This is a genomic window from Exiguobacterium sp. PFWT01, from assembly GCF_018255795.1.
Classification (GTDB): domain Bacteria; phylum Bacillota; class Bacilli; order Exiguobacteriales; family Exiguobacteriaceae; genus Exiguobacterium.
This window is the reverse complement of sequence record NZ_CP073755.1, coordinates 667,870-679,761: the sequence shown is the minus strand read 5'-3', so window position 1 is coordinate 679,761 and position 11,892 is coordinate 667,870. Positions and strand designations below refer to the sequence as shown.

General features: G+C 51.7%; 12 protein-coding genes. 11 read left to right on the top strand and 1 reads right to left on the bottom strand.

Annotated elements, in window-relative coordinates:
* Positions 1–30: 30 nt before the first annotated feature.
* From KD909_RS03570 to KD909_RS03535, 8 genes are all read left to right on the top strand, one after another.
* Complete coding sequence (locus tag KD909_RS03570; RefSeq protein WP_211782855.1) at positions 31–1,503, top strand: SulP family inorganic anion transporter; 1,473 nt, start codon at positions 31–33, stop codon at positions 1,501–1,503.
* 70 nt (positions 1,504–1,573) lie between these two features.
* A complete protein-coding gene (locus KD909_RS03565) occupies positions 1,574–1,987 on the top strand; it encodes a universal stress protein (protein WP_047794988.1) in 414 nt (137 codons plus the stop codon).
* A gap of 112 nt (positions 1,988–2,099) precedes the next feature.
* Entirely contained in the window at positions 2,100–2,306 is a 207-nt protein-coding gene (locus KD909_RS03560) for a PLD nuclease N-terminal domain-containing protein (protein ID WP_078147432.1), read from the top strand.
* The gene (locus KD909_RS03555; RefSeq protein WP_211782415.1) at positions 2,303–3,151 is read left to right on the top strand and encodes an ABC transporter ATP-binding protein; all 849 of its coding nucleotides are present in this window, start codon (positions 2,303–2,305) and stop codon (positions 3,149–3,151) included. Before KD909_RS03560 ends, KD909_RS03555 begins: the two co-directional genes overlap by 4 nt.
* Positions 3,151–3,909, top strand: coding sequence for an ABC transporter permease (locus KD909_RS03550; protein ID WP_211782414.1), 759 nt, complete (start codon positions 3,151–3,153; stop codon positions 3,907–3,909). The genes KD909_RS03555 and KD909_RS03550 overlap by 1 nt, the downstream gene beginning before the upstream one ends.
* 92 nt (positions 3,910–4,001) lie before the next feature.
* Entirely contained in the window at positions 4,002–5,636 is a 1,635-nt protein-coding gene (locus KD909_RS03545; RefSeq protein ID WP_211782413.1) for a C39 family peptidase, read from the top strand.
* 191 nt (positions 5,637–5,827) lie between these two features.
* A complete protein-coding gene (locus KD909_RS03540; protein WP_371744418.1) occupies positions 5,828–7,051 on the top strand; it encodes an exo-beta-N-acetylmuramidase NamZ family protein in 1,224 nt (407 codons plus the stop codon).
* Between the two features lie 110 nt (positions 7,052–7,161).
* Positions 7,162–8,061 carry a CAP domain-containing protein gene (locus tag KD909_RS03535; RefSeq protein WP_211782411.1) on the top strand — a complete coding sequence of 300 codons (900 nt, stop codon included), beginning with the start codon at positions 7,162–7,164 and terminating at the stop codon, positions 8,059–8,061.
* An 88-nt stretch (positions 8,062–8,149) separates the two neighbouring features.
* On the opposite strand, the gene KD909_RS03530 is transcribed toward KD909_RS03535, so the two are convergent.
* A complete protein-coding gene (locus tag KD909_RS03530; protein ID WP_211782410.1) occupies positions 8,150–8,548 on the bottom strand; it encodes a hypothetical protein in 399 nt (132 codons plus the stop codon).
* A gap of 144 nt (positions 8,549–8,692) precedes the next feature.
* Between KD909_RS03530 and KD909_RS03525 the strand changes: the two genes are divergently transcribed.
* From KD909_RS03525 to KD909_RS03515, 3 genes are read left to right on the top strand one after another with little or no spacing between them, the layout of a single operon-like run.
* Positions 8,693–9,625: an ABC transporter ATP-binding protein gene (locus tag KD909_RS03525; protein ID WP_211782409.1), complete on the top strand. Its 933-nt coding sequence runs from the start codon at positions 8,693–8,695 to the stop codon at positions 9,623–9,625.
* A gap of 10 nt (positions 9,626–9,635) precedes the next feature.
* Entirely contained in the window at positions 9,636–10,769 is a 1,134-nt protein-coding gene (locus KD909_RS03520; RefSeq protein ID WP_211782408.1) for an ABC transporter permease, read from the top strand.
* Positions 10,756–11,856 carry an ABC transporter permease gene (locus KD909_RS03515; RefSeq protein WP_211782407.1) on the top strand — a complete coding sequence of 367 codons (1,101 nt, stop codon included), beginning with the start codon at positions 10,756–10,758 and terminating at the stop codon, positions 11,854–11,856. Before KD909_RS03520 ends, KD909_RS03515 begins: the two co-directional genes overlap by 14 nt.
* Positions 11,857–11,892 lie beyond the last annotated feature (36 nt).

The window sequence follows — 11,892 nt, the reverse complement described above, 5'->3', positions numbered from 1 at the left end:
ATAAAGAGAGGTGTGTTCTTCTTGGAAAAAATGAATACAATCAAACAAGACTGGCTCGGTAACGTCCGAGCAGACGTCCTTGCGGGGATTGTTGTCGCTCTCGCCCTCATCCCTGAGGCGATCGCGTTCTCACTCATCGCTGGCGTCAACCCGATGGTCGGGCTCTATGCTTCGTTCATCATCGCCATGGTGATTTCAATCGCAGGCGGTCGCCCTGCGATGATTTCGGCTGCGACCGGTGCGATGGCGCTCGTCATCGTCTCACTCGTCGCCGACCATGGTCTTCAATATTTGCTGGCCTCTGGGATTCTAACGGGGGTCATTCAAATCGTACTCGGTTATCTCGGCATCGCCCGCTTAATGAAGTTCATTCCACGCGCCGTCATGGTCGGATTCGTCAATGCGCTTGCCATTCTGATTTTTCAAGCGCAACTATCCAACTTTGAAGGGGAAAGCTGGATCATCTGGGCAATCGTCGCCGCGTCACTCACCATTATCTTCTTATTTCCGCGAGTCACAAAAGCCATCCCTGCACCACTTGTCGCCATCGTCGTCATGACGATTTTAGCCATCACACTCGGTCTCGATACGAAAAATATCGGAGACATGGGAACAATCTCAGCAACACTCCCGGAATTTTTATTCCCGAACGTCCCGTTGACGTTTGAAACGTTGTTGATCATTCTTCCTTACTCGATTTCCCTCGCATTCGTCGGATTGATCGAGTCGCTCTTGACGGCACAAATCGTTGACGATATGACAGGAACAGACTCAAACAAAAACCGTGAATCGCGCGGACAAGGGATTGCGAACATCATTGCTGGGTTCTTCGGTGGGATGCCAGGATGTGCGATGATTGGGCAATCGGTCATCAATGTCTCATCGGGTGCTCGTGGACGTCTGTCGACACTTACAGCCGGTCTCGCGCTCTTCATCATGATCATGACAATCAGCGACGTGCTCATGCTGATTCCGGTCGGCGCGCTCGTCGGGGTCATGTTCTTCGTCTCCTATGCGACGTTTGATTGGGGTTCGCTCAAAACGATGCGTACCGCCCAAAAATCGGATACGGTCGTCATGCTCGTCACCGTACTCGTCACCGTCGTCACACATGATTTGTCACTCGGTGTACTCGCCGGGATTTTGACAGCAGCAATTCTCTTCGCTGCTAAAATCTCAAAAATCGATCTCGAGCGAAAGATCGATGCCGACAAGGCTCATTACATGGTGAACGGTCAGCTCTTCTTCGCCTCGACATCTGAATTCGTCAATCAGTTCGATGTGACAGAGGATGCTGAAGCCGGTATCCAAACAGTCACCATCGACTTTGCGAACACGCATCTTTGGGACGACTCTGCCATCGGGGCAATCGATAAGGTCATCTTCAAATATCGGGAAGTCGGAATCGAACCGGAACTGCTCAACTTGAACAAAGACTCGGAAAAACTGCTCAACACGCTCGCCCTTCACTTGAAGCAACAAGACGCGAACGCAGGGCACTGATTCATCATTTCCCCGTTTCGCCAAATCACCTATACTAAAAGTAGAACGTGCGAAAGAGGAGGAGTTTTTCATGGGAAAGGTATTTTTAGCGGCAGATGGTTCTGCCCACTCGAAACGTGCGCTAGAAAAAGCGATTCAGCTCGCAAAGGCGTCGAATGCATCGATTGATATCGTGCACGTCATCAGTGCGAAGGAATCAAAAGAAGCGGCCCTCAATTCGACAGGGAAAATCGACTTGGAGACGAAGCGAAAGCAGATGCTCAAGCCACTGTTCGATTTGACGGAAGCAGAAGGCATTGCCTACGAATACATCGAACTTCGTGGGGAGCCGGACGTCGAGCTCGTCAAATATGCGAACCATGAACCATACGAATACGTCGTCGTCGGATCACGTGGATTGAACACGTTCCAAGAGTTCGTGCTCGGTAGCGTGAGTCATAAACTGGCCAAACGAGCTCTCGCTCCTGTCATTATAGTGAAATGACGCATCGTCCCCATCTCCGTCGTGAGATGGGGATTTTTTGTGTCACATACAGGGGACATACCGTTCATGTAGAATGTTTTAAAGACAGCTAATTCAAAAGGAGGTTCTCGCGATGGACATCGCAAATGACCCGAATACACTTTTTCTCATCTTACTACCTGTTTTGATTTTGCAACTCATCCTGCTCGTCGTCGCCTTGATTGACTTGTTCAAACGCGACATGACGAATGGCCCGAAATGGGTATGGCTTCTCGTCATCGTCTTCATCAACATACTCGGCCCAATCATCTACTTCTTATGGGGGCGGACACCGCGATGAAGGTCACACATGTAACGAAAAAATTCGGCTCCTTCACGGCGCTCGATGATGTCAGTTTCGAATTACGACCCGGCTGCACGTCCCTCCTTGGGGAAAACGGTGCCGGGAAGACGACGCTTTTGAACTTGCTCGCCCGCGTCACCCACCCGACAAGCGGCGACATGAGTGGACATGAACGCATTCGGATCGGCTATTTGCCTCAGCGCCCGGCCCTCTATCCATCGTTGACACCCGTCGAGACGATTCGGTACGCCGCTGAATTGACGGGGACCAAACATGTCGATCCGATTCAACTATTGAAACGGGTCGGGCTCGAACCGGTCGACCGTCCGGCAACGAACTTATCGGGCGGGATGCGACAGCGACTCGGGATTGCCCAAGCGCTCGTGCATGACCCGGAACTCTTACTGCTCGATGAACCGGTCTCCGCACTCGACCCACGCGGTCGACGAGAAGTGCTTGATCTGTTGAGTGACTTGAAACGTGAGCGGATGATCCTGTACTCGACGCACGTCCTGCCGGATGCCGAAGAGGCAAGTGACTGGGTGCTCCTGCTTCGACAAGGCAAATTGCTCATGGAAGGAACCGTGACCGACCTGCTCGGTTCGAAGTCGACCATTGAGCTACGTCTCTTTGACGATGGGACGACCGATGCAGACTGGACGCAGTTAGAAGGCGTGACCCGAACAACCAAACGTGGTTCGACGTGGACGTTTGAGTCAACGGACCGGAATCTCGCCGAACGGGCGATTTTGCGGCGCATCCTGGAACGGAATCTCATCATCCAATCACTACACGTCGGGCACCCGTCACTCGAATCTTTATTCTTGGAGGTGAACGCCTGATGCGTACCGCAATCTTCAAACAGGAGTGGCGAGAGGCATGGTCGAACAAACGACTCATTTGGATCCCAATCGTGCTCATGCTCCTTGCCTCGATGCAACCGCTCACGCTCTATTTCCTACCAGATATCCTCGCTTCCGGTGGCAATTTACCGGACGGCGCCGTGATTGATCTCCCGACACCGACACCAGAAGAAGTGTTGATTTCAGTCAGTGAACAGCTTCGCCAAATCGGTCTTCTCGTCGTCTTGTTGTCGGCGATGCATACGTTCAGTCATGAGCGGACGAACGGAACGCTCGCTTGGCTCAAGTCGTTACAAATCCCGACGTCTCGCATCGTTATCAGTAAATGGGCACATTACGTCCTATTGACGGTCGGTGGTCTCGTACTCGCCCAATTAGCGGCCGCTTACTATACGGTTATTCTTTTCGAGGCGTTTGATGTAACCGCATTTCTCATATCTACAGCACTTCTTGTCTTTCATTTTGTCGTTCAGCTCTCCATCTTCATTCTCCTCGCTGCGATGATCGAGAGCGGTGTCGTTGCGGTCGTCTTGACGCTCGGTCTTCATTTCGTCATGTCGCTCCTCATCGGCTGGGTCGACCTCGATTGGATGCCATGGATGCTCGGTCCACTATCGAGTCAGGTGTTCTTGACAGAAGTGAATCTAGTGTGTCCGATTGTGACCGGAACCGTTGTCGTCATCCTATCCCTGTATATGGCGTCGAAACGACTTCGGTTCATGAGTCATACGGCGTAAACGTCTGACATTACAAATGATTCATTTGCCACAGCTTCATCTTGGATAAATATGGGTATCTCTTCTGTATGCATACAGAGGAGGTCACATGAATGACATGGAAAAGAAGGGTCGGCATCGGTCTGTTAATCGGTGCAGTGTGGACGAGTCCACAGTTCGCGTCCGCTGAGGGTTCATTCCAACAGACGGAGGATGGCATCGTCTATACATCGAGTGACGGGACGGTGTTGACAGGGTGGCAAGTAATCGAGGGTCATACGTACTATCTGAATGAAGATGGCACCCTCCTCACAGGTTGGCAGGAAATCGAAGGTGCTACATATTATTTTGAGACAGACGGTCGACTCATCACGGGTGCTTACGCGATTGACGGCACGACATACACGTTTGACGAGAACGGAAAGCTACTCACCGGCTGGCAGGAACGGGACGGTCTCGTCTACTATTACGATGAGACCGGTCAACCCGTCACCGGATTCCAGACGATCGCCGGCAAGCGATATTACTTCAACGAGGATGGGGTCCGTCTCTCGGGATGGCAGCAGATTGAGGGAAAGTCGCATTACTTTTTTTCAGACGGAACGATTCGCACCGGAATTCACACGATTAACCAAAAAACATACTATTTGATGAATGAAGGAAAAGTAGCGACCGGATGGCATACAATCGATTCTCGTTCGTATTATTTTGGAAATGATGGGGCTCGGCGTCAAGGAATGATTCGTATAGGGAGCGAAGTGTATGGCTTTCACCCTACAAACGGTCATCGCCTCACGGGTATATACTCATTTCATTCCCGTTATTATATGTTTGACTCAAAAGGGAAACGTCAATACGGACTGCAGAGAGTTGACGGGAAAACATTTGGTTTTCACCCGACTCTTGGTTATCGATTGAATGGAAAGTTTAAAATCGGTACAAAAACATACTTCTTTCATTCGTCCGGAGAGAGAGTGACGGGATGGAAGTATACGACACAGTATGAATACTTCGCTCCCACACTGATCAAAAAAACAGATTGGCAGTTGATTAAAGGCAAATGGTATTACTTTGATACAAACGGAAAGATGTTTCAAAACCGTCGTGTCGGCAACGCCTCGTTCGATGCGCGGGGCGTCTATTCTCAGGCACTGTCCATCTATAAGATGAGCGTCCCACTCTATCGTCAGTTCCCGATGGGCTATCCGTCCGGCTGTGAGTTCTTCTCCCTCAAGATGGCGCTTGAAGAGAAAGGTCGTGCCGTCAGCGCCTCGACCTTATATAACGAGATGCCAAAGAGCATGTGGAACGCACGTTATGAGAACCGTCTCTATCGCTGGGTCGACCCGAACGTCATGTTCACGGGAGATCCGAAAGGGACGCTCGGCAAATATAAGAACTACGGGATTTACCCGAAAGGTATGATCGGATTCGCCAGCAAGTATCGTCCCGTGAAAGACTTGTCCAACCAGGGCCTCGGCTCGATCGAGCGTGAACTGTCGATGGGTAACCCGGTCATTGTTTGGGCGAGCGTCGACTTCAACAAACCGTACGGCTACTTCAACTGGTACACTGCTTCGAACAAGAAGTTCACCGGCTACGTCAACTATCACGTCATGTTGGCGACCGGATATGACAAATCAAACTTGTATATCAACGACCCATATCGTGGACGCTTGGTCATCCCGAAATCAAAAGTGAGCGCCGTCATGAGCGCGACCGGATGGAAAGCGCTAGCGGTCAGATAAGTAAGAAGGAACGTGTCTTTCATCGAAGGGCACGTTTTTTATGTGCGATTAGGAGAATAGTACGAAATGCAGAAATACAAATTCCTATTTTTATGATTAAATATTGAAATTAAATTTCTGAATGATACACTCCTGTTAAGAAATTGAAGCGCTTACATGAATCAAAGGAGGAACTTCTGATGAAAAAATGGATGGGTAGTATGGCCGCGTTGACGATCCTCACGACTTCCATCGTCTGGTTGGATGCCGATGCAAAGTCTGAACCGAAAAAGCCAAAGGTCGAACTCGGGGTCGACCGGTTGATGGAAAATCCGGAGATCTTGAAAGGGAAACGGGTCGGACTGATCACGAATCCGACCGGGATCAACGCAAAACGTACGAGCATCGTCGACCTGTTCGACCAGTCCGATGACTTCGAATTGACGGCACTGTACGGACCGGAACACGGCGTTCGAGGAGATGCCCAAGCCGGGTCGACCGTCAGCTCATACATCGATGACGTGACGGGATTGCCCGTATACAGTCTATATGGTGCCACGAAGAAACCGACGGCTGAGATGCTACAAGATGTCGACGTGCTCGTCTTTGACATCCAGGATGTCGGGACACGCTACTATACGTATATCTATACGATGGCGTATGCGATGGAAGCCGCAGCCGAGAACGGGATTCCGTTCGTCGTCCTCGACCGTCCGAACCCACAAGGTGGGCTTCGCGTCGACGGTCCGGTGCTCGACCCGGACTACTCTAGCTTCATCGGTCTCTATCCGATTCCATTAAAGCATGGGATGACCGTCGGAGAACTCGCGCAACTGTTCAACACCGAGTATCAGATTCAAGCCGACCTCGAAGTCGTCAAAATGAAAGGATGGAAACGTTCGATGATGTATGAGGACACGGGCCTCCCGTTCGTCATGCCGTCCCCGAACATGCCGACGACCGACACGGTCAACGTCTACCCTGCGACCGGATTGTTTGAAGGGACGAACCTATCCGAGGGACGCGGGACGACGAAACCGTTTCAGCTGATCGGTGCGCCGTATATAAAAGCGCATGAATATGCGAATGAGCTGAACGAACTCGAGTTGCCAGGTGTCGCCTTCCGGGCTGCCTCGTTCACTCCGACGTTCTCCAAGCATGCGGGCAAACTGACGCACGGGGTTGAGGTCTATGTCACCGACCCGGCTCGATTCGAATCGACGCGAACCGGGATTGCGATGATTCAAACGGCTCATGACATGTATCCGGACGAGTTCGAATTTTTAGCGAACGATTTCATCACGAAACTGACAGGAAACGCCTACGTGAAAGACATGATTCTCGAGGGCGCTCCGCTTGAAGACATCCTGACGAAAATCGAGGACGAGCGGGACGCCTTCCTCCCGATTCGAAAAGAGTATTTGCTGTATAAATGAAGCGAGGATGGACTCACGAAGAGTCCATCCTTTTTGTAATGAAATGGTAAAACCAAAAATCACCCAAACAATATAGAATATAGGGAGTCCCACAAAAGGAGTCGATTCCATTGAAGAAGCATCTCTCTCTACTACTCACCATCATTCTGACACTCGGTGTAATCGGATCACCACTCTCTATTAGCCCTGTCCAAGCCTATTACGAGACGTCGATCAACACGACCGGTTACGTGACGAACATCAGTCAGCTCAACGTCCGGCAATCGCCTTCTTTGAGCGCGAAACGACTTGCGCTCATCCCACGAGACGGTTCGATGCGCGTCCGGACATCGTTCCAATTGGACGGCGTGCGTTGGTATAAGATCCAATGGGGCAGCGGCTACGCTTATCTGCCCGCCAAGTATGTCCGCTTGTCCACTGCTGAGGTGAAGTTCACGAAACCGACGTACGTCAAGCCATCGAGCGTTTATTTGAAATCCCGTCCGCTCACGACCTCATCAAACGTCAAGTTCGTCCGGCAAGGCACCGAACTCGAGACCGTGTCATATCGCTATACCGGCACATCGCGATGGTATAAGGTGCGCTACGGTTCATACACCGGGTACATCCTCGCCAACCATGTCAGCTTCACGTCACCCGTCAACGTGTTGACCGAGACAAACAAAGAACGAGAGGCTGCCGGCCTCTCTCTTCTCGCCGCTTCGAGTGAGGCGAACCGTGTCGCCCAAGTCCGTGCCGATGAGATGGCGCGAACGGGGCAATTCTCACACACGCTCAAGGAGAACGGTACACCCGGGGACACGTTAGACGCTTACGGTGTTTCGTATCGTGGCTGGGGGGAGAACATCTATAAAGGATCGAGCGACCCGGTCCGGGCGGTCGATGCCTGGATGAACAGTAGCGGTCATCGCGCGAACATCTTGAATGCGAATTATACGCATCTCGGGATCGGCAAAGCGACCGATGCCCAAGGGTCGACCATCCATGTTCAAATCTTTTTGACGAAATAACCGCTGAAGGGACAGTCACGTCGTGGCTGTCTTTTTGTTCGGCAAAACAAAAAAGCGGATTTGCATCCGCTCTTGAACCTGACAGTCCTTATATCTCATGCTCTTTCACGAGCACACGAAAACGCGGTCGGACGGTCAATTCGATTGACGTCACGGTCCGCTTTCGATCTTCAGCGAGGACGATCAACAACTCTGCGTGGTCTCGTCGGTCTTCTAAAATCTCGACCTTGCTGACGGTGCGAAGCAGTTGATAATATACGAGCTCCCCGTCCCGATCTTTAATATTGATTTCAAACTCGTGATAGCTCGGTGATATTTTAAAGTAGAACGTTTCCCCATGCTTATTTGTGAAGCGAAAAATCGACTCATCATAATAGAACGGGAGCGTCGAATCCATTCGTTTCGGTTCGACTGTGCAAAACGCGGAAAGCACGATTTCATCTGGGAACAACGCCCCCTCTTGTTTGTTGAATTGCCATCTTTTCATCCAAATCCCTCATTTCGACACCGTAATTATCTGAATAATTAGATTATTGCACATTTCAAGTGTTCCGGACAGGTATATTCGTGACAATCCTCGAACACCTTTGTGTAGAACGAGGAATATTTCATATGCGAAAGGAGTATCACGATGTCTATTATCTCGCTCGACCATGTCACGAAACGGTTCGGGGATACGATCGCCTTGAACGACCTCAGTCTGAACGTGGAAGCAGGCGAACTATTCGGGTTGCTCGGACCGAATGGTGCTGGAAAGACGACCGCCATTTCGGTCATGTTGAATCTGTACGAGGCGGACTCCGGTTCGATTCACATTTTCGGAAAAACGATGCCAAAGGACGAACTAGCCATCAAACGCCGTGTCGGGATCGTGCCGCAACACGTCTCCGTCTATGATCAGCTGACCGTCTATGAGAATATCCAGTTTTTTGCGGAACTGTATGGTTTCAGCCCGAAAGAAGCGAAACAAAAGACTGAGGCCGCGCTCCACTTCGTCGAACTCGATGCTCATCAAAAGAAACGCCCGCCCGAACTGTCCGGCGGTCTCCTCCGTCGCCTCAATATCGCCTGTGGCATCGTCCATGAACCCGAACTCATCTTCATGGATGAACCGACCGTCGCCATCGATCCGCAGTCGCGAAATACCATCCTAGAGAACATCCGTGAACTGAATCGCCGCGGTGCCACCATCATCTACACGTCACACTATATGGAAGAAGTCGAACTCCTCTGTGACCGGATCGCCATCGTCGATGAAGGAAAGATCATCGCAGAAGGGACGCAGGATGAACTGAAAGACCGTGTCATGACGCTCGAGACGGCCCGGATCAAAGTCAATGCACTCACACCAAATTTGCTCGAACGCCTCGATGCACTCGACCACGTTCAAAAAGTGGAGTATGAAGAGCCATATATCGAGGTGTCGTTAGACAAGGACACGCCGCTTGCCCCGCTCCTTGAGACGCTCCATCAAGAACATGTCCATTTCACCTCCATCACGGTCGACCGCCCTTCCCTCAATACCGTCTTTTTGGCATTGACGGGGAAGACGCTTCGGGAATAGGAGGGGCGTCATGTGGACCTTCATCAAATATGATGTGAAACAGCGACTACGGGACCGCGCCACCCTCTTTTGGATGCTCATCTTTCCGCTCATCCTCATCTTCGGACTCGGGACGATGCTGTCGGCCGTCTTCAGTGACACGTTCAAACTGCCGGTCACGAACGTCGCCTACGTCGAATCGTCGACCGACCATTATCGCGAGCCACTCGAGACCTTTTTAAAAGAAGAAGACATTCAAGCTTTCATCCGACTCGTTCCATACGCTGACCTCCCATCTGCCGAACAAGGTGTGAACGATGGCGATGCCGACGTCATACTGCAACTCGACGGACCTGACATCACGCTCTTTTATGAGGAACCGACGACCGTCGAGTTCGACGTCCTCGATGCCATCCTCGGTCAGTATACGGCGATCGCCAATCAACAGATCACGCTCGCCGAAGCAGGCGTGTCGGCCCCTTACGAGAATGAGGCGTGGCTCGATACGGAAAGTGTCGATCTGGCGGGACGCACCCCGACGTCTCTCGAATATTTCACCGTCACCATCTCGATCATGACGGCATTGTTCGGGTCATTTTATATCACGGCAATGGCACGAGAAGAACAGCCGAATACAGGCAGCTATTTGCGCATCCAAGCAGCGCCCGTCCGAACGGTCGAGTATCGACTCGCGCGGACGTTCAGTCGTTACGTCATCATCTTGTTGCAACTCATCCTCTTGTTTTGGTTCAGTCACTTCGTCTATCGCACATTCGACTTGGCGAACGTGCAGTTCGGCTATCTGATCCTGTCTTGGCTCGCCTTGACCGCGTACGGGGTCGCCATCGGATTCCTAATCGTCAACTTGCCGAAGTTGAGCGCGACGACAAAGGATGCGATCGTCAACGGCTTCGTCGCCATCCTCATGATTCTATCCGGTGGCTACGTCCCCGGTTTTGACCAAGTGACGCTGAACTACGCGCCCTGGGCCGCTTACGTGTTCATGCCGATTTTCATGCGGGACGGGATACTTGCCGTCCTCTTGCGGGAAGGTGATATGAATCTGTACTGGCAAAGTCTCGGATTGCTCGGGATTCATCTCCTCATCTTGATCGCATTCAGCTACATTCTCTCGAAAGGGGTGAAGCGTCATGGTACTCATTAGACATGTGGCCAAACGGATGCTTCGAAAGAAAGGGCTGTGGGTGTTCACCTTCGTGTCGATGTTCGGTTTCGCGCTCATCCTCTCCTTCGTCGGCGGAACATCCAGTTTGAACGCATCGATCGGGATTGTCGACCGGGATGATGGACTCCTCGCCGAACGTCTCATTGACGAGGCCGAACGATTTGGTCGGGTCACATTGCTCGAGTCGAGCACGGAGGATGTCTTGTTAGAAGGAGAAGACATCGTCCTCATCATTCCAGAAGACTTCACGGAACAGGCTTTCACAGGAGACATGCCCCGCCTCTCCTTCTCTGCGATCGCCGGGAGTGATGCCTCGTTGATCGAGCAGGCACTGAACGGTCATCTGTCCCGCGAACGTCAACTGCTCGAAGCGAGCGGCTATGAGGAAGCGACGTTCGAACAGCTCGCATCCATTGAGACGGCGAACGGTTACACACTCACAAGTGAACCGTTCCAAGAAAGTGTCGCCACGACCGCTCGGACACAAGCCTTCTTCGGTCTATTGTCGTTCATCATGATGTCGACCTTTCTCCAGTTCATCCCCATGTTTGTCGCAGACGACCGGGATGAGAAGATCTATGCGCGGTTGTTCGCATCACCGGTGACACCACGGCGTTATTTCGCCTCCCTGCTCCTCGCCTTTTATCTCGTCGGCTTCGTCTACGTGATGCTGTTGATTGGTGTGAGCCTCGCTCTATACGGTCAGGACGTATGGACACATCTCCCGACCGTGTTCGCCTTGTTTTCGTCCTACCTGCTCGTCTGTCTGGCGCTCGGTGGTCTCATCGCCGTGTTGGCGACGAACCGGGAGAAGGCGAACATCTTTCAAATCTCGGTCACGATGGCGTCCGCCATCACCGGCGGGGCGTTCATCAGCCTGCTTTGGTTACCCGATTCATTGAAACTCATCGGTCGTTTCCTACCGACCTATTGGTTGAATAACGGCGTCATCACGATGTATGAGGGCCAGTTCCCATTCCTCTCCATCCTTGTCATGATCGGCATGACCGGCATCGTCTTCCTCTTCACCGTCCTCGTGTTGAAGAAACGACCTCTGACCGTTTGAAAAAGCGAGTCCCCCACATTCAGGAGGACTCGCTTG

Coding starts and splice junctions, on each gene's coding strand:
- KD909_RS03570 (WP_211782855.1), top strand. CDS start 31: ATGAATACAATCAAACAAGACTGGCTCGGTAACGTCCGAGCAGACGTC.
- KD909_RS03565 (WP_047794988.1), top strand. CDS start 1,574: ATGGGAAAGGTATTTTTAGCGGCAGATGGTTCTGCCCACTCGAAACGT.
- KD909_RS03560 (WP_078147432.1), top strand. CDS start 2,100: ATGGACATCGCAAATGACCCGAATACACTTTTTCTCATCTTACTACCT.
- KD909_RS03555 (WP_211782415.1), top strand. CDS start 2,303: ATGAAGGTCACACATGTAACGAAAAAATTCGGCTCCTTCACGGCGCTC.
- KD909_RS03550 (WP_211782414.1), top strand. CDS start 3,151: ATGCGTACCGCAATCTTCAAACAGGAGTGGCGAGAGGCATGGTCGAAC.
- KD909_RS03545 (WP_211782413.1), top strand. CDS start 4,002: ATGACATGGAAAAGAAGGGTCGGCATCGGTCTGTTAATCGGTGCAGTG.
- KD909_RS03540 (WP_371744418.1), top strand. CDS start 5,828: ATGGGTAGTATGGCCGCGTTGACGATCCTCACGACTTCCATCGTCTGG.
- KD909_RS03530 (WP_211782410.1), bottom strand. CDS start 8,548: ATGAAAAGATGGCAATTCAACAAACAAGAGGGGGCGTTGTTCCCAGAT.
- KD909_RS03525 (WP_211782409.1), top strand. CDS start 8,693: ATGTCTATTATCTCGCTCGACCATGTCACGAAACGGTTCGGGGATACG.
- KD909_RS03520 (WP_211782408.1), top strand. CDS start 9,636: ATGTGGACCTTCATCAAATATGATGTGAAACAGCGACTACGGGACCGC.
- KD909_RS03515 (WP_211782407.1), top strand. CDS start 10,756: ATGGTACTCATTAGACATGTGGCCAAACGGATGCTTCGAAAGAAAGGG.